General features: G+C 66.0%; 19 protein-coding genes. 11 read left to right on the top strand and 8 right to left on the bottom strand.

Annotated elements, in window-relative coordinates; translation table 11 throughout:
- Positions 1–75: 75 nt before the first annotated feature.
- Positions 76–1,332 (bottom strand): integrase catalytic domain-containing protein, encoded by a 1,257-nt coding sequence (locus ACR0R4_RS05655; RefSeq protein WP_433645266.1) that lies wholly within the window; start codon positions 1,330–1,332, stop codon positions 76–78.
- Positions 1,333–1,887: 555 nt separating this feature from the next.
- On the opposite strand from ACR0R4_RS05655, the gene ACR0R4_RS05650 reads away from it, so the two are divergent.
- Positions 1,888–3,144 (top strand): Fic family protein, encoded by a 1,257-nt coding sequence (locus ACR0R4_RS05650; RefSeq protein ID WP_433646402.1) that lies wholly within the window; start codon positions 1,888–1,890, stop codon positions 3,142–3,144.
- A gap of 61 nt (positions 3,145–3,205) precedes the next feature.
- Here the strand turns inward: ACR0R4_RS05650 and ACR0R4_RS05645 are convergent, their stop codons facing one another.
- Both ACR0R4_RS05645 and ACR0R4_RS05640 read right to left on the bottom strand, forming a co-directional pair.
- Positions 3,206–4,243 carry a methionine synthase gene (locus ACR0R4_RS05645; RefSeq protein ID WP_433646401.1) on the bottom strand — a complete coding sequence of 346 codons (1,038 nt, stop codon included), beginning with the start codon at positions 4,241–4,243 and terminating at the stop codon, positions 3,206–3,208.
- Between the two features lie 20 nt (positions 4,244–4,263).
- The gene (locus ACR0R4_RS05640) at positions 4,264–5,256 is read right to left on the bottom strand and encodes a putative oxygenase MesX (RefSeq protein ID WP_433646400.1); all 993 of its coding nucleotides are present in this window, start codon (positions 5,254–5,256) and stop codon (positions 4,264–4,266) included.
- Positions 5,257–5,379: 123 nt separating this feature from the next.
- Here ACR0R4_RS05640 and ACR0R4_RS05635 point away from each other — a divergent pair, with 123 nt between their 5' ends.
- From ACR0R4_RS05635 to ACR0R4_RS05625, 3 genes are all read left to right on the top strand, one after another.
- A complete protein-coding gene (locus tag ACR0R4_RS05635; protein ID WP_433646399.1) occupies positions 5,380–6,330 on the top strand; it encodes a LysR family transcriptional regulator in 951 nt (316 codons plus the stop codon).
- Positions 6,331–6,557: 227 nt separating this feature from the next.
- Positions 6,558–6,743: a CsbD family protein gene (locus tag ACR0R4_RS05630; protein WP_433646398.1), complete on the top strand. Its 186-nt coding sequence runs from the start codon at positions 6,558–6,560 to the stop codon at positions 6,741–6,743.
- A 79-nt stretch (positions 6,744–6,822) separates the two neighbouring features.
- Complete coding sequence (locus tag ACR0R4_RS05625; protein WP_433646397.1) at positions 6,823–8,541, top strand: long-chain-fatty-acid--CoA ligase; 1,719 nt, start codon at positions 6,823–6,825, stop codon at positions 8,539–8,541.
- Positions 8,542–8,619: 78 nt separating this feature from the next.
- Here the strand turns inward: ACR0R4_RS05625 and ACR0R4_RS05620 are convergent, their stop codons facing one another.
- Positions 8,620–9,249, bottom strand: coding sequence for a TetR/AcrR family transcriptional regulator (locus ACR0R4_RS05620; protein ID WP_433646396.1), 630 nt, complete (start codon positions 9,247–9,249; stop codon positions 8,620–8,622).
- Positions 9,250–9,408: 159 nt separating this feature from the next.
- Here ACR0R4_RS05620 and ACR0R4_RS05615 point away from each other — a divergent pair, with 159 nt between their 5' ends.
- The gene (locus tag ACR0R4_RS05615) at positions 9,409–10,728 is read left to right on the top strand and encodes a M20/M25/M40 family metallo-hydrolase (RefSeq protein WP_433646395.1); all 1,320 of its coding nucleotides are present in this window, start codon (positions 9,409–9,411) and stop codon (positions 10,726–10,728) included.
- Between the two features lie 17 nt (positions 10,729–10,745).
- Here ACR0R4_RS05615 and ACR0R4_RS05610 read toward each other — a convergent pair whose 3' ends face one another.
- Positions 10,746–12,092 (bottom strand): D-alanyl-D-alanine carboxypeptidase family protein, encoded by a 1,347-nt coding sequence (locus ACR0R4_RS05610; protein ID WP_433646394.1) that lies wholly within the window; start codon positions 12,090–12,092, stop codon positions 10,746–10,748.
- Positions 12,093–12,102: 10 nt separating this feature from the next.
- Positions 12,103–12,969, bottom strand: coding sequence for an IclR family transcriptional regulator (locus tag ACR0R4_RS05605; RefSeq protein ID WP_433646393.1), 867 nt, complete (start codon positions 12,967–12,969; stop codon positions 12,103–12,105).
- A 143-nt stretch (positions 12,970–13,112) separates the two neighbouring features.
- Between ACR0R4_RS05605 and ACR0R4_RS05600 the strand changes: the two genes are divergently transcribed.
- Genes ACR0R4_RS05600 through ACR0R4_RS05590 form a run of 3 tightly spaced genes read left to right on the top strand, consistent with a single transcriptional unit; the run spans position 13,113 to position 15,657 of the window.
- Entirely contained in the window at positions 13,113–13,835 is a 723-nt protein-coding gene (locus tag ACR0R4_RS05600; protein ID WP_433646392.1) for a CoA transferase subunit A, read from the top strand.
- 2 nt (positions 13,836–13,837) lie between these two features.
- The gene (locus tag ACR0R4_RS05595) at positions 13,838–14,482 is read left to right on the top strand and encodes a CoA transferase subunit B (protein WP_433646391.1); all 645 of its coding nucleotides are present in this window, start codon (positions 13,838–13,840) and stop codon (positions 14,480–14,482) included.
- A complete protein-coding gene (locus tag ACR0R4_RS05590) occupies positions 14,482–15,657 on the top strand; it encodes an acetyl-CoA C-acyltransferase (protein ID WP_433646390.1) in 1,176 nt (391 codons plus the stop codon). Before ACR0R4_RS05595 ends, ACR0R4_RS05590 begins: the two co-directional genes overlap by 1 nt.
- Positions 15,658–15,872: 215 nt before the next feature.
- On the opposite strand, the gene ACR0R4_RS05585 is transcribed toward ACR0R4_RS05590, so the two are convergent.
- Positions 15,873–17,057, bottom strand: a complete 1,185-nt coding sequence (locus tag ACR0R4_RS05585) for a 4-hydroxybenzoate 3-monooxygenase (protein ID WP_433646389.1) — start codon at positions 17,055–17,057, stop codon at positions 15,873–15,875.
- Between the two features lie 118 nt (positions 17,058–17,175).
- Entirely contained in the window at positions 17,176–17,928 is a 753-nt protein-coding gene (locus ACR0R4_RS05580) for an IclR family transcriptional regulator (RefSeq protein WP_433646388.1), read from the bottom strand.
- Positions 17,929–18,702: 774 nt separating this feature from the next.
- On the opposite strand from ACR0R4_RS05580, the gene ACR0R4_RS05575 reads away from it, so the two are divergent.
- From ACR0R4_RS05575 to ACR0R4_RS05565, 3 genes are all read left to right on the top strand, one after another.
- Positions 18,703–19,287, top strand: a complete 585-nt coding sequence (locus ACR0R4_RS05575) for a putative endonuclease domain-containing protein (protein ID WP_433646387.1) — start codon at positions 18,703–18,705, stop codon at positions 19,285–19,287.
- 366 nt (positions 19,288–19,653) lie between these two features.
- Positions 19,654–20,334, top strand: a complete 681-nt coding sequence (locus ACR0R4_RS05570) for an HD domain-containing protein (protein WP_433646386.1) — start codon at positions 19,654–19,656, stop codon at positions 20,332–20,334.
- A gap of 5 nt (positions 20,335–20,339) precedes the next feature.
- Positions 20,340–21,119, top strand: a complete 780-nt coding sequence (locus ACR0R4_RS05565) for an IclR family transcriptional regulator (RefSeq protein ID WP_433646385.1) — start codon at positions 20,340–20,342, stop codon at positions 21,117–21,119.
- Positions 21,120–21,248: the final 129 nt, after the last annotated feature.

Genomic DNA, 21,248 nt, shown 5'->3' with positions numbered 1-21,248 from the left:
CGAGGAACCTCATATAAATATGCCCGCGAAACACCACCGGTGACTCACATAAGAATGCCCGCGTAATTCTCGAGCTTAGCTTGCCTGTTTCCTGCTCGCGCGGGCCGGCTTGACCCCGGCTGCCGCGTTTGGTGCTTTCGCGAGTTCGATCGCTTCGAGCGTGCGAGTCTTCTCGGCCGCGAGGTAGGTGAGGCGCTGCTGGATTCGGTCGATCTCGCGAGCGATGTGGGCCGGGTTCAAGCTGTCACGGTACCCGGTCAACTCGGCGGTCTTCTCGGCGCTGAGCACACCGGAACGCTGGAGCCGGTCGAATGGTGTCGCGAGCTCATCGTAGACACGTTTACGGCGCCCCCTTTGATCGGTCGCCCAACCGATGGGTTTCTTCGTGGGGGTGAGGAAATTATGGCGATCGTTCACCAGCGGCCATAACTCGTTCAATAGCTTCAGCAGAGGCGCGGTGTCGTACCTCCAGTAGAACGCGTACCGGCGCACGATCTGATTGTTTTTCGACTCGATCGTGGCCTGATCATTCTTCTTGTACGGCCGGGACCTCGTGAAGTAGATGTCAAGTTCTGCAGCCCAACCGATGACGTCGTAGTTGATGAACTCGGACCCGTTATCAAAATCCACCCCGGTCACCTCGAACGGCACTTCGCTGATGAATCGGTCGAGGGCGTCACGAATGTGCAGGTGTGCGTTGTTCCGGATCGAGCGCGTGTACGTCCAACCGGTGTGCATGTCGGTGAGATCAACACTGCGACAGAACTCACCCTTCAAGACGGGCCCGCAGTGTGCGACGGTGTCGCCCTCGAAGAACCCGGGTACGGCCTCGATCTCGTCACCGGCTTTCCTGATCGTGATCGAGTTCCGCAGCAGCGGGCCTGGCGTGGTGGTGGCGATCCCGCGGAGTGGGTCCCTCGCGCGGGCTGGGGCGAGGTAGCGGTCGATCGTGGCCGGTGACATTGCCAGCAACTCGTCCGCGACGTGGTGACTGTACCTGCCCCGGCCTGGGACCAGTTCGCCGTGCGCTTCCAGCAGCATGAGTTGGAGTTCCATTGACGCGGCCAAGTATTTCCCGCTGATCCCGCCCGCGAACGCCCACACTTTCTGCAGCACTTTCAACGCGTCATGTGAGTACTTCAGCGGGCGCGGCTTACGTTGCCGGGCCCCTACCCGACGCGGTTTCAGCGCAGCTTGTAACTGTCTGCGCGCGTTGTCTCTGGACCAGCCCGTGATCGCGCATACCTCGTCAAGGAGACGGCTCTTCTCCTTCTTGGCCGCTGCGGCATACTGCTTCGCGAACTTTCGTGTGATCTCGTGTCTGGCACGCATTGATAGCCCACTTCCCATGAAACTGATGATTCCGTTTCGCGGGCATTTTTACGTGATGCACCGGAAGTGTTTCGCGGGCATATTAGGTGAGGCACGTCGTTTCGTTGCCCGGGGGACCAAGCGCGACTACCCTTGAAAGTGTGCCAGCGACCGCTTTCGCGAGGTGGACACCAGGCCCATTTCACAGTGGCACGCTGGGGGCACGACAACTCCACGACTGCCGATAACCCGCGGAATCATGCGGGTGGTGACGAGTATTGGGACTTCTAGGCGCTTATTGAGTGGCCTGGCTGACAAGCCCGGTCAGAGGCCCGGATTCGCGAAATTTCGCTGATTCGGGCCTCCTTTTTCCGGCCTACATAAAGGTGACAGCCGCTGAGCCTGGCCTCAAACTTTACAAATCCACCCGAAGAAGAAAGCAAATCCCAGTTTTCTTTACAACTTCGAATCGGAGGCGAAAGGCACTCAGCGCTGAAGGCGCGGGGGCTCGGGCAGATATGGCGAACTCGGCACACTACCAACACTTAGATGCATAGGTGTTGGTAGTGTGGGCTTGTGTCAACAGATTCCGCGGGTGCTCTGATTCCGATCGAGCCAATCTCGTTTGAGACGTTCAATTGGAAGCCGCGTGCGCCCGAGATGTATTCGCGGGCAGAGGCGGCGCGTCAGACCGGACCGTACCAGGCGGCTGTCACCGCGTCGATTGTAGGGTGGGCACCCAGGCTTCCAGCCGAAGCGCTGGCTGATGTTGAAGATGCGACCCGCCGGCTGGTCGAGTTTGATCTTCACGCGCAGCGCACGCTCGCAAGCGACAGCCCCGCACTTGGCCCAATGGCTGCGATTCTGCTCCGCATGGAAGCGGCCTCGAGTTCTCAGATCGAACAACTGACGACGTCGGCGAAGCAACTCGCTCTTGCCGAGATCGACGAGGGCGATAAGGCGAACGCGCGCGCAGTGGTGGGCAACGTGCACGCGATGGAGGCAGCCCTGAGCTTGGCGGGGGAAGTTACTGAGGAATCAATCCTCGCGATGCACAAAGCGCTGATGCTGCATCAACGTGGCTTCGATTCCGTGTTTGCCGGTCGCTTTCGAGATGAACAAGTGTGGATCGGGCACGGGGAGGCAGGCCCGCGAACCGCGGACTTTGTTGCGCCGCACCATGACCGTATTCCGACTGCGATGTTGGACCTGGTGCGGTTCGTGCGAAGGGAGGACCTTCCGGTGCTCGTGCAGGTGGCGGTGGCACACGCGCAGTTCGAGACGATCCATCCGTTCCCCGACGGCAACGGTCGCACAGGCCGGGCGCTCGCCCAATCAATCCTCCGAAACAAGGGTCTGGTGAGATCAACTGCTGTGCCGATCTCGGCCGGGCTACTTGTCGATGTCGACCGCTACTTTGCCGCGCTTGGGAGCTTCCGCGAGGGAGACGCCGCGCAGATCATTCATGAGTTTGCCCGCGCAAGCCGCGTGGCCGCCGTGACTGGGAGTGGTCTTGTGGATGACCTTGCATCACAGCTCGAGGATTCTCGCGCAAAGCTGGCGGGCATCCGTTCCGATGCAGCTGCATGGCGGATTCTTCCAGCACTGGTAAGCCAGCCCGCGGTAAACACGAAGTACGTCGTGCGGGCGCTTGGACTGGGGGAGATGGCAGCGCTTCGTGCCCTCGACGTACTGGTGGAGCGTGGTGTGCTGGTCGAGATGACAGGGAAGTCTCGTGCGCGAGTGTGGCAGCATCGCGGCATCCTGGGTGTGCTGGATGAGTATGCTGCCCGGATTCGGCGCATGTCGGCGAAGGAGACATCCTTCGAGTGAGACCATCTCTTATCGTTGCTTCACTCTACGGGGCCCTACTCGACGAGCTCGCCGCCAGACGCTAGGCCGTCGCTCCAGCGAGCTCGTTGCGCACGAGGTTCGCTCCCGCGCTTAGGGCGCCAAGCTTGTCGAGGGCGACCCGCCGCGGCAGCGGTGCCATGCCGCAGTTCGTGCTCGGGATGAGCTTGTCGGCGTCGACGAACCGGAGCGCGTCGCGGAGGGTGTCGGCAACGGCTTCTGCCGTCTCGACCTCGTGGCTGGCCACATCGATGGCGCCCAGCATGACCTTCTTCCCGCGAAGGAGCTCGATGAGGTCGACCGGAACCCGGGAATTGTGGCGTTCCAGCGAGATGATGTCGATAGTGGATCGCTGCAGCAGCGGGAACGTCTCCTCGTACTGCCGCCACTCGGCGCCGAGGCTCTCCTTCCAGTCGGTGTTCGCCTTGATGCCGTAGCCGTAGCAGATGTGCACCGCGGTCTCGGCGCGCAGGCCTTCCGTCGCACGTTCGAGCGCCGCGATGCCCCAATCCTTTACCTCGTCGAAGAAGACGTTGAATGCGGGCTCGTCGAACTGGATGATGTCGACACCGGCCGCCTCAAGCTCTCGCGCCTCCTGGTTCAGAATCGTGGCGAACTCCCAAGCGAGCTTCTCGCGGCTCTTGTAGTGGGCGTCGTAGAGGGTGTCGATCATCGTCATGGGGCCGGGGAGGGCCCACTTGATCGGTCGATCGGTCTGCTGGCGCAGGAACCTCGCGTCCTCGACGAACACCGGCCGCTCCCGACTCACGTCGCCGACCACCGTCGGCACGCTCGCGTCGTACCGATTGCGGATCCGCACGGTCTCGCGGCGCTCAAAATCGACACCGCTGAGGTGCTCGATGAAAGTCGTGACGAAGTGCTGGCGGCTTTGCTCGCCATCACTGACGATGTCAATGCCGCCGCGGTGCTGCACGTGGGCCGCGATCCGCAGCGCATCCTGTTTGCCCTCGACGAGGGCATCACCCTCGAGTGACCACGGTGACCACAAGACTTCCGGCTGCGCGAGCCACGTTGGTTTCGGGAGGCTACCGACAGTCGAGGTGGGGAGCAGGGTGTTCATGATTGATCGTTCTCCGTTGGTCATGCGACAGGGGTGGGGCGCTCTGCCGCCCAGGCTTCGAGGAGATCGCCGTGCGGCGTGATGAAGTGCTCGTCGGTGAATGCGCCCTGTTTGCGGGCGAACTCGCTGCGCTCCACTCGGTCGTAGTCGACCTGCGTGCGCGAGAAGTTCTGTTGGTCCAGCGTCGGGCTGTACACGGCTTCTGCGGCGGAGTTGGCGTTGTAGATCTCTGGTCGGTAGATCTTCTGGAAGGTCTCCATCGTGCTGATCGTGCCGATCAACTGCAGGTTGGAGTAGTCGTTCAGGAGATCACCGCGGAAATAGAACGCGAGAGGTGCGACGCTATCCCGCGGCATGAAGTACCGCACCTGCAGACCCATCCTTCCAAAATACGCGTCGGTGAGTGAGGGCTCAGGCTGCTCGTACTCGATGCCGAGGACCGGGTGGACGTTGGCGGTGCGCCGGTACGACTTACTCGTGGAGACGCTGATGCAGATGACCGGGGGCAGGGAGAAGCGTGCCTGGTACGCGTCGGAATCGAGGAAGTGCTGGAAGAGCTTGCCGTGGAGATCACCGAAGTCATCGGGGATGGTGACGTCGGTTCCGGCACCGTTCGCCCCGGGCAGGCGCACGCTGAAGTCGTGGTCGCGCACGTAGGAGGAGAAGTTGTTCCCCACAATCCCCTGGTGGCGCTTTCCTGACTTCTGGTCGACGATGTGGATCTCCAGCACCTCGAGGAGCGGGAACGTGTGCTCCTGACCCGCCGTTTTGAAATTCAGCGCGGCCGAGACGATGTCGAGCTCGAGGGTGTACCGGTCTCCACCGGGGTTGTCCCAGCGCGCGAGGTCGTTGAATCGTCGGTCGATCATCGTCAGTGCGCTGCGGAGGTTCTGCTGGCGGCGCTCGCCGCGAGCCAGGTTCGCGAAGTTCGTCGTGACCCGGGAAGCCTCGGAGGGCGAGTAGTTCTCGTCGAAGCGGGTAGTGGTGATGCTGAACGTGAACTCGTTCGCCATGGTTCGTCGATCCTGTAGCTGGGAGACCGGGATCGGTCTTCGTGAAGTGGTAACTCCATCGTGAAGGCAATCGTGAGCCATCGGTTAACTCGCGAAAACTATGGAAGAAGATAGGCTGGGCCTATGGCCCGAGAGTCGACCGGCATCACGCTGCAACAACTGCACTACTTCATCGAGGTTGCGGCGGAAGGCTCGATCTCTGCGGCCGCGGACCTGCTCTACGTGGCGCAGCCCACGATCTCCGCGGCGATGAAAGAGCTCGAGGCGCGGGTGGGGCGCGTTCTGCTGCTGCGATCCGCCCGCGGGGTATCGCTCACGAACGACGGAGTCGAGTTCCTCGGCTATGCGCGGCAAGTGGTCGAGCAATCGGCGCTCCTCGAGCAGCGCTACTTGGGGCGGGCGCCGTCGCGTCGACTGCTCGGGGTGTCGACACAGCACTATTCGTTCGCGGTCGATGCTTTCGTGCGCATGGTGAAGCGCAGTGACGTGGATGAGTACGAGTTCTCGCTCCGCGAGACGCGCACCGCAGACATCATCGAAGACGTCCGCACGCTTCGCAGTGAGCTCGGCATCCTGTACCGCAACGACTTCAACCGCAAGGTTCTCGACAAACTCTTCCGTGACTCCGGGCTGGTCTTCCATCCGCTGTTCCGTGCCGAGCCGCACATCTTCATCTCCCGAAGAAACCCGCTCGCATCCCGCGACCGTGTGACCCTCGCCGATCTCGATGACATGCCGCGGCTCACCTTCGACCAGGGCGCGAACAACTCCTTCTACTTCGCCGAGGAAATCCTCTCAACCCTGTCGAGCAAGCGCGAGATCCGGGTCTCCGATCGCGCGACCATCTTCAACCTGATGATCGGGCTCGATGGGTACACGATTTCGACGGGCATAGTGAGCGATGACCTCGACCCCGAGATCGTCGCCATCCCGCTCGAAGTTGACGAGCGCATTGAGATCGGGTGGATCCGCCATGCCGCGAACCCGCTCAGCGATCAGGCGCAGCGATATCTCGGTCTCGTGCGAGCCGTCGTTGCGGACTTCGGCGTCGAACTGATCGATGAGGGTGCGTGAGTGAAGCGACGCCTCGCGCGTGACCTCAGCACGGCACGGTCGTGAGAAAGCCTCCAGGTTCTAGCCTGCCACCAACAGCAACACCCGCCGAGTCGCCATGCCCGTAAGGCGGCGCTGCCCGGGAGGGTCCACGAAAGAGGCTGAGAATGCAACCCCCTGTGCGCGGCTCGGGGTGGCTGGCAGAGTGGAAAGCGTCCACATATTACCGAGAACGAAGGAGGCTCCCGATGGGTGCAGACGACAAGATTTCCGCAGGTATGGACAAGGCCAAGGGTCAGGCCAAGGAGGCCTTCGGCAAGGCCACCGACAACGATAAGTTGGTCGCCGAGGGCAAGATGGATCAGGCCAAGGGCGATCTTAGGAACGCCGGCGAGAACGTGAAGGACGCCGCGAAGGACATGTTTAACAAGTAGGTCTTTGTGGCGCACGAACCCTCGCCCCACCCACGTGTGGGGCGAGGGTTCGTGCGGGTGGGAGAACTATCCTTGAGGCATGCATCCGAACGAAACCCGCGCCTGGAACAGGTTCTACGCACCCGGTACCCCCGTCGATATCGAACCGGTCACCGGATCCCTCGTAGACCTCCTTGATGAGAGTGTCACCCGGTGGTCGGGTCGCGATGCCATCAGCTTCTTCGGCGCGACGCTCACCTACCGCGAGCTCGGGGAGCGCGTCGCCCGCGTCGCGAACGGACTCAAGAGCCTCGGCGTCAAGGCCGGCGACCGCGTCGCCCTCGTCATGCCCAACGCGCCACAGCACGTCATCGCCTTCTACGCGGTGCTGCGCCTCGGTGCGGCCGTGGTCGAGCACAACCCGCTCTACACCCGCGACGAGCTCGAGGTGCAGTTCCGCGACCACGGAGCCCAGGTGGTGATCGCCTGGGACAAGATGGCCCCCACGATCCAGGCGCTGCCGAAAGATCTCGGGATCCACTCTGTGATCGCCGTCGACGTGACGCGAGCGATGCCGTTCACGACCCGTCTCGCACTGAGACTGCCGGTGCAGAAGGCCCGCGAGTCACGCGAAAAGCTCACGGGAAAGACGACCGGTACGGTCTCCTTTGCGAAGCTCGAGCGCAGCGCCGCACTACCGGGCAGCCACCCCCGCCCCGCGAAAGACGATCTCGCCTGCCTGCAGTACACCTCGGGTACCACGGGCACCCCCAAGGGTGCCATGATCACCCACGCAAACCTGTGGTCAAACGCGCGCCAGGGTGCCGCGTGGATGCCCGATTTCACTCGCGGCGAGGGCAGCATCTACGGCCTGCTGCCGATGTTCCATTCCTTCGGGCTGCTGCTCTCGGTGATCTACTCGGTCGAGACGGGATCGCGCGCCGTGCTGTTCCCGACCTTTGACCCGGAGCTCGTCGCGCAAGCCGCCAAGCGGTTCCCACCCACCTTCGTGCCCGCCGTGCCGCCGATGTTCGACCGCCTCGCACGCGTGGCGCGCGACGGCAAGCTCGATCTCAGCGGCGTGGTCTACGCGATCTCGGGCGCGATGACGCTGACCCCCGCCATCGTGAAGCGTTGGGAAGATCTCGCCGGCAGCATGCTCAACGAGGGCTACGGCCTGACCGAGACGAGCCCGGTGGCCCTGGCAAACCCGTTCACCGACCATCGGAAGATCGGCGCGATCGGGCTCCCGTTCCCCTCCACCGACATTCGGGTGGTGGATCAGAACGAACCCACGCGCGAGGTCGCCCTGGGCGAGGTCGGCGAACTGCTCATTCGAGGCCCGCAGGTGTTTCAGGGGTACTGGAACCGCCCCGAGGAGACCGCGGCGACCCTGCTGGAGGGCGGCTGGTTGCGCACCGGCGACCTCGTCATGCAGGACGACGAGGGCTTCGTGACGGTCGTCGACCGCAAGAAGGAGCTCATCATCACCGGCGGGTTCAACGTCGCGCCGAGCGAGGTCGAGGGCGTGATCAACCGACTGCCCGGCGTCGCCGAGTGCGCGGTGGTGGGTGTGCCGCGCGGCGGCGGGGCCGAGGTGGTGACGGCCGCGGTGATTCTCGAGCCAGGCGCCACGTTCGACGAGGAGGCCGCCCGCGAGTTCGCGCGCGAGCACCTCGCCGAGTACAAGCGCCCCTCGACGTACCTGGTGTGGGAGGAACTCCCCAAGTCACTCATCGGCAAGGTACTGCGCCGGCGCGTGCGCGATGCGCTGGTTGCGGATCGGCGCGCGGTGCGCGCGCTCGCCGACGAGGAATAGAGCGCTGGGCCGGTCGGGACACTGCCGCGGCTCGCCTCTTGAACCCTCGCGTGCGCGGGGGTTCAAGAGATCCACCAGTTAGCCGAGCACTGACCGCATCTGATCGAGTACATCGTCGACGTGCGCGTCGCCAGCAGCAATGTCACCGTCTTGCTGAGCCATCGCCGAAATGAGTGCCCCCAACGCGGCGTGCGCGAGCCCCACGGCAAACGTCGCCTCCTGTACCGGGTCGGCCAGCTTCGCGTGCTCGGGATGTTCAGCGAGCCACCCGGCGATCACCGGAATCAGCTTCACCGACCCCTCGACGAGGATGCCCGATGCGAGCTGCAGCGCGGCTGGCTGTTCGGCGCTCAACTGCGCGCGTTTGCGTGCGACCTCGGAGTTCACGTGCTGGTGCCCGATCGACGCGAAGATCAGGCGGATCGCCCCGCGCACCAGGTCGCCGGCTGCGGAGGCGAGCACAGCGGCAGCCTCCTCGCCCTGTAGTGGCTCGACGGCCCGGCCGACGATCGCGTAGTCGCGACCGGCGAAGTAGTTGAAGAACGTGCTGCGCGAAATGTCGGCCTGCTCGCAAATCATCTCGACGGTGACGTGTTCGATACCGTGTTCGAGCGCGAGCGAGACCGCGGAGACTTCGATCGCGTTTTCCGTGGCACGCTTCTTGCGTATCCGGAGCCCCAACTGGGGCTGTGAATCTGTGTTCGGCATGATTGCTCCCTGTAGTGCGTCTGGCTCCGCCCCTCGAGAACCTGATCCAAGTTTAGACGAGGAGTCAGAAGGTGTCCTGAGTGTGAACGGGTAGTCTTGAGGTATCAATGGGCGGCCCGTCAGGCCGCCTACTCGCGAAGCTTCCGGAGGTGGGTGCGGGTGTCTGAAGACGCGGTCGGACTGCTCCGCGCGCTGATCCGCGAGGCCTGCGTGAACACCGGCGATCCAGCCTCGGGCGGGGAGATTCGCGCGGTGCGGGTGCTGCAGAGATTCTTTGCCGACGCACCGGTCGAGATACAGGTGTTCGAGGCGGCCCCAGGTCGCGCCTCGCTGATCGCGCGAGTGCCCGGCACCGACCCTGCGGCACCCTCGCTCGGCCTGCTCGGGCACCTCGATGTGGTGCCGGTCGATGCGGAAAGGTGGACCCGCGATCCGTTCGGGGGAGACCTGGTTGACGGCGAGGTGTGGGGCCGCGGCGCGGTCGACATGCTGTACCTCACCGCGGTCTTCGCGTGCGCGGTGCGGGAGGTGGCGCTCGCGCCCAACCCGCCTCGTGGCGACCTGGTGCTGCTCGCGGTGGCCGACGAAGAAGCTGGCGGCGAGTACGGCCTCAAGTGGTTGCTCCGGGAACACCCCGAGGCGATCCGGGTCACGGAGGCGCTCTCGGAAACCGGCGGCATGCGCATGGGTGGCCACGTCGCCATCGATGTCGCAGAGAAGGGTTCGGCCGGTCGTCGACTGGTGGTGCGCGGGCGCCCCGGTCACGCCTCGATCCCGTTCGGCGCGGAGAGCGCGGCGGTCAATGCTGGCATCGTGTTGCAGCGACTTGCCCTGGTGGAGCCCGCGGTCGAGCTGGGTCCGCTGTGGGACGCGTTCGTAGCGGCACGCATCGCGGATCCACTGCTCGCCGAGCGAATGCGCGACCCGGTGCGGCTCGACACGGCACTGGGCGAGCTCGGGGGCATCGCGGGCTACGCGCACGCGATCTCCCGTGTCACTATCTCGCCGACGGTGCTGCGCGCGGGGCAAGCGCACAACGTGATCCCGGGCGAGGCGACGATCGATCTCGACATCCGCACGCTGCCCGGCACCACCGACGAGGCGGTCGACGAGCTACTGCTCGACATGCTCGGAGACGATGCCGAGGGCGTCGAGATCCAGCACCTGCGCGGGTGGCCCGCCTCGGAATCGCCGATCGACAACCCGCTGTTTGCCGCGGTCTCGCGTGCCGTGGAGCAGGCATCCGGTGCACCCGTCGTGCCGATCATGGCCGCGGGCGGGTCGGATGCGCGGCTGTTTCGGGGCATCGGCGTGCCCGCGTATGGCTTCGGGTTGCTCTCTGCCGGCTGGAGCTACGAGCGGTACCGCGAGATGATCCACTCGCACGATGAGCGCATCGACGTGGAGTCGGTGCGGCTCACACTTGACGCGCTGCGTCGGGTCGTCGCCGCGCGCGTCGGTTCCGCTTTCGGTGCCTGAGCGTCTGGTGCGTGCGCTTATTCTGCTGCGTGTGGATCGGCCCAGCCAAACACGATCGCCGGGTGCGTGAGGCGCCACCACAGATCCGGCTCCGCGATGGCAGCTGCGGTGACCACGGATACGCGCTGCTCGCCTGTGGGGGTGGTGGTGATCCACTCGCCAACGACCGTGCCCGCCGGCGCGATGCCTTCCGTGGGCGCCGAAAGCGGGGCGAGCGTGATCGCGCGGCCTGCGCTCTCGCCGGGCACGAGCACGGCGGCGGAGGCCTCGCTCGCGACGACCGAGACGGTGTCGCCGGTCCAGGTGACGAGCGAACCCGCCTCCTCGCCCTCGGCAAGGATCTCGACGGGCTGCGGTTGACCCTCGAGCAGCGCGAGCATCTCTCTGCTTGAGGCGACGCGGTCGGATGCGGTGGAACGCCCGAGCGATACCGAAATCTTCACCAGTGCGCGGCCGCTCGTTTCGCTCGCCTGGGCGGCGAGCAGATTGAACCCGCTGGCGAAGAGGCGGCCGGTCTTCAGCCCGATCACGCCCGGGTCAGTACCGAGCAGGGGATTCGTGCTCTCCACGATGCCGATGCCGGGGATCTCGGTGCTCTGCATCCGCACGATCTCGGACAGCGTCGGGTCGGCGAGTGCCAGCCGGGCGATGCGCACGAGATCTGCGGGGGAGGCCTGGTTGCCCGCGTCCATGCCACTCGGCTCCACGATGGTGAGTGAATCGAGACCGTGGGTGGCCTTCCAGCCGTTCACCGCGGCGACAAACCCCTCGTTGTCTCCGAAAATGGCAGAGGCATAGGCCTGGGCGAAGTCGTTTGCCGAGGGCAGGAGCATGAGCTCGAGCATTTGCCGCTGGGTGTATTCGCTGCCGACCGGAACAGGGAAGGCAATGCCGTCGAGCGCGATGATTTCGGACTGGCGCTGGCGGTCGGCGGGGGTCCACGCGTGGGTGAAGCCGTCAGACCCGGGCTCGAGCGGGCTCACCACTTGACCCACCAGCGCGGTGACCAACTTGGTGATGCTCGCGATCGGCTGTGGCTCGGCGGTGTTCGCCCACACGTCATCGTCGTGGGCCCAGGCGGCCGCTGAGGGAAGTGCCTGGGCGTTGATGCCGGCCTCGAGCGCGGACGCGTCGGCCTTGTACTCTGCCTCTTCCGCGACGCTGAGGGTGCCCTCGAGCGCCGGGAGCTCGGTGGTGGTGACGGCGACGGTGTAGCTTGCGGCGCCGAGCACCAAGATGAGAAGGCCCGAGACGACCGTGCGGCGGCGTCTACGCAGCATGCGCGCCCGTGCGGCGGCCTTCAGAGCCTGCAGATCCTGTTGCGCCCGCTGATGGGGCAAATGAGGCAGGGGGGTGTCTGTCACCCTGTCGAGCCTACCCGCGGGCGAGCCGCTGCGTCAGCCGGTGCGCGTGCTCGAGGAGGAGGCGCCCAAGTGCGGGGCGCCGATCCGCTGAGAATCGGGGTTCGATGCCCGTGAGACTGAGCGCGTACGTCGGCTGCCCCGTCGGCCCAAACACCGCGGCACCCATACCCCAACTACCCTCGACCACGAGGCCGGGGTTCACCGCGTACCCGGTGTGGCGGGTCTCGGCGATGGCAGCCCGAAGCCGTTCCGCCCTGTGCTGCGGGCCAAACTCCTTTTCGAGATGGGCGCGCTCGAGGTAGCTTTCGACGGTCTCTTCGGGGAGGAACGCAAGGATCGCGAGGCCGGCGGAGGCCACCCCGAGTGGAAAGCGCTTGCCCTCGTAGAGCACGAATGAGCGGATGGGGAAGGCACCGTCTTCGCGCAGCAGACACACAGTCTCGTTGCCGCGCCGAGCCGAAAGAAACGCGCTCTCCCCGGTGGCCTCGGCGAGCGCCGCGACGTGCTCGCGCGCGATCTCTGAGATGTCGTAGCGTTCGGCCGCGACCGCCCCCAAGAGGTAGATTTCGGGCCCGAGCAACCAGCGTCCGGTGCGCTGGTCACGGTCAATGAATCCCTGCTCGGAGAGCGAGCTCAATAGACGGTGCGACGTCGGCCTGGTGAGGGCAGTGGATCGCGCGATCTCACTCGTTCCTCTGCCCTGCGGCATGCCCTGGCTCACGGCGCGCAGCACCGCGGCGATGCGGCCCACGACCTGCGCGCCGGCCACCGGGCCTTCAACAGTTGATTCGCCGTTTTGCCGTCCACCCGTGTTCCGTCGACCCGGGTCCTGCCTCGGAGCGTCGCGTCGACCGTCGCCCGCAGGTGGTGTGTCCATATTGTGAACTATACATCTTAGTGCGGCCACCATGCGAGCACTTGATGCGTGAGGACTCGTGTGAGATTGACCTATCTCATTAGGTTTCTTACTCTCGAGGTAGTTGATCCACTTGATCACATGATGAACGGAGCTGAGCGACAATGGTGTCAAAAATCGCACAGAGCGCGGCGGAGGCGCTCGACGGCCTCGTCGAAGACGGGATGACTATCGCGGTCGGTGGCTTCGGCCTCAGTGGGATCCCGGTGAACCTCATTCGCGCACTGCGCGACACCGGGAAGCGCGACCTGACGATCGTCTCGAACAACATGGGCGTCGACGGCAAGGGGCTTGGGCTGCTGCTCGAGAACCGGCAGGTGCGGAAGGTGCTCTCCTCGTACGTGGGCGAGAACAAGCTTTTTGCCGAGCAATATCTCGACGGCACGCTTGAGGTTGAGTTCGTGCCGCAGGGCACACTCGCCGAGCGCATGCGCGCAGGGGGCGCCGGCATTCCCGCGTTCTACACGCCGACGGGCGTCGGCACCCCGATTGCTGAGGGGAAGCCCGAGGCCGAGTTCGACGGGAAGCGCGCGATTCTCGAGCGCGGCATCGTGGCGGATCTCGCGCTCGTGCGGGCCCACACTGGCGACTCCGAGGGCAACTTGCGGTACCGGCTTACCGCGCGAAACTTTAACCCGCTCGCCGCGATGTCGGGCCGCGTGACGATCGCTGAGGTCGAGCACCTCAGAGAGGAGTACCTCGACCCCGAGCGGATCGATACCCCCGGTGTCTTTGTGCAGCGCGTCGTGCGCGTCGAGGATCCGACCAAGGACATTGAACAGGTCACCGTGCGGCCGCGCGCCGCCGCAGCCGGAGAGGTGGCGTAACCATGTGGACGCGAGACGAAATGGCCGCGATCGCGGCATCTGAACTGACCGACGGGCAGTACGTGAATCTCGGCATCGGGATCCCGACCCTGGTCGCGAACCACCTGCCGGCGGGCATCAGCGTGAAGCTGCAGAGCGAAAACGGCATCCTTGGCATGGGACCTTTCCCCTTCGAGGGCGAGGAGGATGCCGACCTGATCAACGCGGGCAAGCAAACGGTGACGCTCGTGCCCGGCGCCTCGATCTTCGACTCGGCGACATCGTTCGGCATGATCCGTGGCGGTCACGTGCAAACCGCGATCCTCGGTGCGATGGAGGTCGCGGCGAACGGTGACCTCGCGAACTGGACGATCCCGGGCAAGCTCGTCAAGGGCATGGGCGGGGCCATGGATCTCGTCGCCGGCACCCCGCGCGTGATCGTGATTACCGACCACGTGTCGAAGGATGGCAGCCCGAAGATCGTTGCCGAGTGCACGCTGCCGTTGACGGGGGCGGGCGTGGTGGATCGCATCATCTCCGACCGGGCCGTCTTCGACGTGGTCAGTGGAGCGTTGGTGTTGCGTAGGCTCGCACCCGGGCATGATGAAGGTGAGATACGCTCTCTCACCGGAGCTGATTTCACCGTTGAACTTGAGGAGATCCACTGATGACCGCACTGATTGCCGGATACGCACGCACCCCGTTCGTGAAGTTCACCGGGCAGTTCGCGGCGCAGCCCGCGACCGTGCTGGGCGCGCACGCCGTTCGTGCGGCGCTGTCGCGCGCCGGTGTCGCCCCCGAGCAGGTCGACCAGGTGGTCGCCGGCCAGGTGCTGCAGGGCGGCGCCGGGCAGAACCCGGCACGGCAGACGGCGGTCGGCGCGGGCATTCCGATGAACGTGCCCGCGATCACGCTCAACGCGGTGTGCCTGTCGGGCACCGAGGCGGTCGCGCAAGCGGTGCGCCTCATCAACGCGGGCGAGGCCGACGTGGTCGTGGCGGTGGGGCAGGAGTCGATGTCGCTCGCGCCCCACGTGATCCCGATGCGCGCGGGTACGAAGTACGGCACCGCCCAGTTGATCGACACAGTGGATCACGACGGCCTGACCGACGCGTTCGAACGCACTGCGATGGGTTCACTCACCGAGGCCGGTAACGCACCGCTCGGCCTGACGCGCGAGCAGCAGGACGCGTTCTCTGCCGAGTCGCACCAGCGTGCCGCGGCGTCAGCCGAATTCTTTGCGGGTGAGATTGAGCCGTTCACGGTGGTCTCGCGCCGCGGCGACACGGTGGTGTCGGCCGACGACGGGATCCGCCCCGAGACGACCGCCGAGTCGCTCGCTGGCCTTCGCCCGGCGTTCTCGAAAGACGGCACGATTACCGCGGGCAACGCGTCTCAGATCACTGACGGTGCGGCTGCGCTCGTGATCGTGAGCGAGGCCGCGGCAGAACGGCTTGGCCTTTCGCCGATCGCCCGGGTCGAGGCCACCGCGTTCGTCGCGGGGCCTGACTGCCACCTGCACTCGCAGCCGGCGCGCGCAATCACGGCTGCTCTCGCTCGCGTGCCCGGTGCGGCCTCGGTCTCCGACCTTGCCGCGGTTGAGATTAACGAGGCCTTCGCTGCGGTCGGCGTGCAGTCGGCATCTGAGCTGGGGCTCGATCCCGCGATTGTGAACCCGCACGGTGGGGCGATCGCGCTCGGCCACCCGATCGGCGCATCTGGCGCGCGCATCGTCGGCACGCTCGCGCGCCAGCTCACGTCGATCGGCTCAGGGTCACTCGGTGCAGTCGGCATCTGCGGCGGCGGCGGCCAGGGCAGCGCGGTGGTTCTCAGGGCACTGTAGGGGCCAAGCGTCCCGGTCAAGTGGACGTCGGCGCAGAGTTCGCGGGACCTGAACCCTGCGCCGCTGTCAATTTGCGGCAGGGCGGGGCCGGGCCGGGGGAATCCGCGAGCTCGGCGATCCGGCCGCATCCGCTGGGTGGACGTCGGCGCAGGGTTCGACGTACGCGAACCCTGCACCGATGCCAACTCGGGGTGGATGAGGCTGCGTATCCGGCCCTACAGCTCGGTCTGGAACGGCCAGCCCGTGTAGGCCTCGGCGAGGTAGGTGCGACCCGCCTCGCTCTCGACCACCGAGCGCAGCTCACCGAGCTGACGCATCTGGTCGAACTCGGTCGACTCGGGCGAGAGGTGCAGCATGCTCGTCATCCACCAGGAGAAGTGCTGCGCCTTCCAAATGCGCTTCTGCGCGGTCTCGGCGTACCTGTCGAGAGGGCGTTCGTCGTTCCGCAGCAGGAGCGCCTGCAGCGCCTGGTTCAGCAGGATCACGTCGGCGACCGCCAGGTTCATGCCCTTCGCGCCGGTCGGCGGCACGGTGTGGGCCGCATCGCCGACGAGCGCCGCGCGCCCCTTCCGCAGCTCCTTCACCACGAAGCTGCGGAACCGCAGCACGTCGCGCTGGAAGATCGGGCCACGCTTGAGCTCGGTGTTCGGCACGCGCGACTGCAACTCGTCCCAGATCTGTTCCTCGCTGAGCGCCGCGGTATCGGTCTCGGGGTCGCACTGGAAGTACATGCGCTGCACCGTTTCGTTTCGCTGACTGATCAGCGCGAAGCCGTTTGCCGAGTTGCTGTAGATGAGTTCGTCCGAGCTCGGCGGCGCCTCGCACAGGATCCCGAACCACGCGAACGGGTACTCGCGGAAAAAGCCATTTGTTGCGGACCCGGCGACCGCCGGGCGCACGACACTGCGCGAGCCGTCTGCGCCGACGATGAACTCGGCCTCGATCGTGAACGGCTGGCCCTCGGCGTCGGTGCCCTGCAGACTCGGGCTCGCGGTGTCCACGCCCTCGACACTGTCGACAGTGGTGCTGAAGCGCAGATCCTGCCCGGCGGCGAGGCGCGCGGCGATCAAGTCAATGAGCACCTCGTGCTGCGGGTACAGCCACACGCTCCGACCGGTGAGGCTCGGGAAATCGATGCGGTGTGCCTCGTCGGCGAAGTGAAGTTCGATGCCGTCGTGCCGGTGCCCGGTGGTGTGCACGCGGCTGGTGGTGCCGACCTCGGCGAGGATGTCGACCGTGCCCTGCTCGAGAATGCCAGCCCGAATCGTCTGCTCGATCTCGTCGCGGGTGCGCGAGTCGAGCACGACCGAGTCGATGCCGGCCTGCTCGAGCAGGTGTGACAGCAAGAGGCCAGCGGGGCCGGCGCCAACGATGGCAACGCGGGTGCGGGTGGTGGTCATGAGGTCTCCTTTGACAGTGGATCAACCAGTCATTTGCGCGGCTTGCACGCGGTGGTGCTCACCAGTGTGCGGCGGATCCGGATCCACTGCCGCAAAATTCCCATTGAATGGGAGCGCGCTAAGGCCTGGTGCGGCGCAGCTCCGCCTCGATCGCGCGCGCCGCCGCCTGCAATTGGGTCAGGGCGGGCTGCGGATCCACTTCGCGTGGCAGCACCACCGAGAGCGCCGCGACGACCTCCCCAGCGTCCCGGATCGGCACCGCGACTCCCGTCGACACCGCCTCGATCGAGCCGCGCGCCACGACCGAGCCGGTGCGGCGGATCTCGGTCAGCGCTCGCCGCAGCGTGCCCGGATCGGTGATGGTGCCTGGGCCGACCGCGACAAGCGGCCCCGCAAGCACGCGCTCGCGCAGGGTCGGGTCGGCGTGCGCGAGCAGCACCAGCCCCGAGGAGGACGCGTGCAGCGGGAGCCGCCCCGCCACCCGGGTGATGTTCGAGACCGCGTCGGGGTGCGAGAGCCGCTCGAGAAAGAGCGCCTCGTCGCGCTCGAGCACCGCGAGCTGGGTGTGCTCGCGAAGCTCCGCCTGCACGGCCTCCATGTGCGGCAGCGCGGCTTGCCTGAGTCTCAGAGCAGTGGATCCGCGCAGCGCCAATTCCCACAGGCGCAGGCCGAGTCGCACACGGTGCTCCTCGTCCCGCTCAAGTATGCCGGCCCGCACCAGTTCGTCAACCAGCCGGTGCGCGGTGGCGCTCGGGAGCCCCGCCCGCCGCCCGATCTCGCTCGCGGTCTGGACGGTGCGATCGGCGCCGAAGGTGTCGAGCACGCGCACGACGCGCTCGATCATCGACTCCCCGCTTGCAGAATTCGCCATGCGCCTAGCTTGCCACGCGCCGCGCGAAGCGCGGAGCGCGATCCGCCCCCACTGCTCAGCCAACCTCGCCCGCCCTGCCGCCCCAGCTTCGTGGTAGCCCCGCTGCAGCCCCGCGGCGTCGCCCCATCCCGCCACGCACCCCCGCCACCCCCGCCACTTCCGCCATCCCCGCCACTCCCGCCACCCCAACCACCCCCTCAACCAAGAGATGGGCAGTAGATGTCGGAATGCCGCGCCATTCGAGCAACTACTGCCCACTGAACTCGGGTTTGCGTGGTCGAGCCTGTGGATAACCAAGGGGGTGAACGAGATGCGGGCAGCCGGCTGTGGATAACGAAAGCGCGCGATCCAGGCTCTTGCCACGATGGCCACATGCGAACACCTTCACCACTTCCCAGCGATCTCGGACGCACGTTCACCGTTTCCGCAGCGCGCGAACGCAATGTCAGCCCCGGGAGGCTGCGTGGCAACGATCTGTACTCTCCGTTTAGGGGAGTGCGGATCCGCCAACGCACAGAAGACGCTCACCTAAACCAGTATCAGCGTGCGCACCGGCGGGAGCTCGACCTGATTGAGGCGCTGGCGCACGGCCAATCCGCGGCTCATTTCGTCAGCCACCGAAGTGCCGCACTCATGTGGGGCGCTCCTATGCCGTGGTCTCGGGGCCTGGATTTGCACCTGAGTGTGCTGGCGCCGCGACGAGCGCCCCGGATCGCGGGTGTGCAGGGCCACAGGTTCGAATCGAGTCGCTGTCGAGTAGAGGAGCGAAACGGGGTGTTGCTCTCCTCCGCAGCCTCGACTTGGGTGATGTTGGGTGAGCTGTCGCTCTTTGATCTCGTGGCCGTTGGGGATTATCTCGTGCGTGTGAACCGTGCTGGCTACGGGCGCCCGAACGCGGGGGTTCCTGCGTTCACGACCGTTGCTGAAATGCAAGACGTCCTCGCGCTCGGCAGGTGGGAGGGCATGGTGCGACTCAGGAAGGCGCTCACCCTCATTCGAGAAGACTCCTGGTCACCCCGTGAAACGACGACCCGGCTCACCCTGGTTCTCGCCGGGCTGCCGGAGCCCGAGTTGAATCGTGACGTTTTCGACAAGTCGGGTCGTTTCCTTGCGTGCCTGGACCTCGCCTTCGTTGACTATAAGGTTGCGGTCGAGTACCAGGGCGAGCTCCACGCGGGGTCGTACGCCGAGGATGTTGAGCGCATCGAACGACTGAGGGCCGAGGGGTGGATCGTGCTCCAGGTCACGCGAACCCTCGCCCGCCAGCCTGGCGCACTTGTCGAGCGAGTGGCCACGGCGCTGCGTGAACGAGGGTGGGAGGACCGCCGGAAAGGCGCCCAGCAAGCAGCCCCGCGGTAAGCGGGAGATTGCCTCTAGCTTGGCCACCGTGGTGACCAACTGGCATTCGTGCCCACTCTGCCCTCATGGCAAGTGCGGGCGAAGCCGGCACGCGGCAGCCCGAATCGACACGGTCCACGATGCGGTCGATTCACGGTGGTGCGAATAGCCGCATCAATGGGCAGTAGATGTCGGAATCGGAGCGAATTCAAGCATCTACTGTCCACAGAAGGTCTGGCAAGGGCCGGGCCGGAAGCGTCGTGCGGAGCGGGTGGCGCGGGAGCCAGCGGCGAGTCGCAGGGCGCGCAGACGGGAGTGCGGCCAGTGCGATTCCGGTGAATGGAAGGTACGCTAGGGCTAACGCGCGCAGAGGGGTGAAATCGAATCATGTTGCCAAAGCTCCAGCCCACCCAGAATCTCTACGGCCAGGAGGTCGACTCGCACATCCCGGCTGAGGTTGACGGTGCCCTCCGCCTCCTCCCCGAGCACCGCGAGATCTGGGCGAAGGCGAAGCCCTACCTCGGCGTGCGCGACAACGACAGCCACACCCTGTACGCCTACGGCATCGCCCGGGCCCTCTGCGAGGCCCACCCCGAAGCTGACCCCGAAGTAGTGCTTCCCGCGATCCTGCTGCACGACACCGGCTGGTCGCAGGTGCCCGCGGATCTGGTGCTGCAGGCCATCAGCCCGAGCGGCGGGCGCCCGGACTTGGTCGCCTGGCACGAGCGCGAAGGGGTGCGGATCGCGGCCGAGATCCTCGGCGAAATCGGCACGCCGCCAGAAACGCGAGACGAGATCACCGACATCATCTCGCAGCACGACAGCATGAAGGCGGCGAAGTCGCTCAACGACGCGCTCGTGAAGGATGCCGACAAGCTCTGGCGACTCACCCCGCACGGCATCGACACGGTGATGGACTGGTTCGGGCTCACCCGTGAGGCCGCGGGCAGGCTCTGCGCCTGGCGGGTGCACGACTACCTGCACACCGAGGTGTCGCGCGCGATGGCGCGTGGCTTCGGCGCGATCGCGTCGGTCGACGCCTGGTCAGAGCGCATCGAGTTGGGCTGACGGTCATGCGCACGAGTGACGCGGGCCGCACCGTCGCGTCACGCATTCTCGCAGTCTTCGAGGCCTTCGAATCGCACGGGCCGAGCCTCTCGCTGACCCAGATTTCCGAGTTTACGGGGCTCCCGGTCTCGACCACACACCGCATTGTGGGCGAGCTCACCGATTGGGGGGCGCTCGCCCGAGACGCGCAGGGACGCTACCAGGTCGGGATCCGCCTCTGGGAACTCGCGCAGAATGCGGGCCGTCGCCTGCGCGACACCGCGCGCCCCTTCCTGCAGGATCTCTTCTCACTCACGGGTGAATCGGTGCACCTGGCCGTGCGCGAGGGCAACGAGGCGCTGTACGTCGACCGCATTTACGGCTCAAAGCGGGTGCCGCGGGCCTCGCGCATCGGTGGGCGGCTGCCGCTGCACGCGACGGGGGTGGGGAAGGTGCTCCTCGCCTACGAAGAGCGCTGGTTTCGCGAGGCCTACCTTGCGGGCTCCCTGGTGTCGCTCACCGATTTTACCCATGTGGATCCGCACGCCCTCGCCGATGAACTCGCCCAGATCGCGGGCCAGGGGTTTGCGGTGACCGGCGAGGAGGCCCGGGTGGGGGCGTGTTCGATCGCGGTGCCGGTGGGGACGGGAACCGGAGCGGGCACGGGCCAGGTGGTCGCGGCGATCGGTATCGTCGCGCTCGCATCGCAGGAGTCGACCCTTCCGAAGCATCTCCCGGTGTTGCTCGGGGTCGCGCGCCGCATTGAGAATGCGGCCACGCACCGGCACTTCCCCTCCGGTACGTGAGGGCCTCTCGCAGCGACCCCTCCGCCTTCCACCCTGCGGCCCCCGCCGACCCCTGCGCCGACCCCTCGCCGCCGACCTCGCAATCGGGCAGCAGGTGTCGCTTCCAGTCGATGGGGGCGTCGCCTACTG

Source organism: Leucobacter fengyongliangi, from assembly GCF_050971685.1.
GTDB lineage: Bacteria > Actinomycetota > Actinomycetes > Actinomycetales > Microbacteriaceae > Leucobacter.
The sequence above is the reverse complement of the archived record's forward strand: the minus strand, read 5'-3'. Positions and strand labels throughout refer to the sequence as shown.